Annotated in this window: 1 rRNA gene (cut by a window edge); it reads left to right on the top strand. The window is 56.5% G+C overall.

The annotated features are described in order from the left end of the window. Positions 1-53: 53 nt before the first annotated feature. Positions 54-1,336 (top strand): 23S ribosomal RNA (locus tag ACZ6NC_RS41855) (it continues 1,924 nt past the right edge of the window).

Raw genomic sequence — 1,336 nt, 5'->3', positions numbered from 1 at the left:
GGGTGGGTGACTGGTCGTTGTTTGAGAACTGCACAGTGGACGCGAGCATCTGTGGCCAAGTTTTTAAGGGCGCACGGTGGATGCCTTGGCACCAGGAACCGATGAAGGACGTGGGAGGCCACGATAGTCCCCGGGGAGCCGTCAACCAGGCTTTGATCCGGGGGTTTCCGAATGGGGAAACCCGGCAGTCGTCATGGGCTGTCACCCATACCTGAACACATAGGGTATGTGGAGGGAACGCGGGGAAGTGAAACATCTCAGTACCCGCAGGAAGAGAAAACAACCGTGATTCCGGGAGTAGTGGCGAGCGAAACCGGATGAGGCTAAACCCAGGTGGTGTGAGACCCGGCAGGGGTTGCCACTTGGGGGTCGTGGGATTTTTCTTGATCGGTCTGCCGGCCGGTCGGCGAGTCAGAAACCGTATGGGTAGTCGAAGGACATGCGAAAGGTCCGGCGTAGAGGGTAAGACCCCCGTAGACGAAATCTGTACGGCTCGTTTGAATTATTCCCAAGTAGCACGGGGCCCGAGAAATCCCGTGTGAATCTGGCGGGACCACCCGCTAAGCCTAAATATTCCCTGGTGACCGATAGCGGATAGTACCGTGAGGGAATGGTGAAAAGTACCGCGGGAGCGGAGTGAAATAGTACCTGAAACCGTGTGCCTACAAGCCGTGGGAGCGTCGGACATGCAGCTTGCTGTGTGTCTCGTGACTGCGTGCCTTTTGAAGAATGAGCCTGCGAGTTTGCGGTGTGTAGCGAGGTTAACCCGTGTGGGGTAGCCGTAGCGAAAGCGAGTCCGAATAGGGCGATTGAGTTGCACGCCCAAGACCCGAAGCGGAGTGATCTAGCCATGGGCAGGTTGAAGCGGAGGTAAGACTTCGTGGAGGACCGAACCCACCAGGGTTGAAAACCTGGGGGATGACCTGTGGTTAGGGGTGAAAGGCCAATCAAACTCCGTGATAGCTGGTTCTCCCCGAAATGCATTTAGGTGCAGCGTCACGTGTTTCTTGCCGGAGGTAGAGCACTGGATAGGCGATGGGCCTCACCGGGTTACTGACCTTAGCCAAACTCCGAATGCCGGTAAGTGAGAGCGTGGCAGTGAGACTGTGGGGGATAAGCTCCATGGTCGAGAGGGAAACAGCCCAGAACACCGACTAAGGTCCCTAAGCGTGTGCTAAGTGGGAAAGGATGTGGAGTCGCAGAGACAACCAGGAGGTTGGCTTAGAAGCAGCCACCCTTGAAAGAGTGCGTAATAGCTCACTGGTCAAGTGATTCCGCGCCGACAATGTAGCGGGGCTCAAGCACATCACCGAAGTCGTGTCATTGCAGCATGTAC

Source organism: Kitasatospora sp. NPDC041988, assembly GCF_055588525.1.
This window is presented reverse-complemented; position numbering and strand designations above follow the sequence as displayed.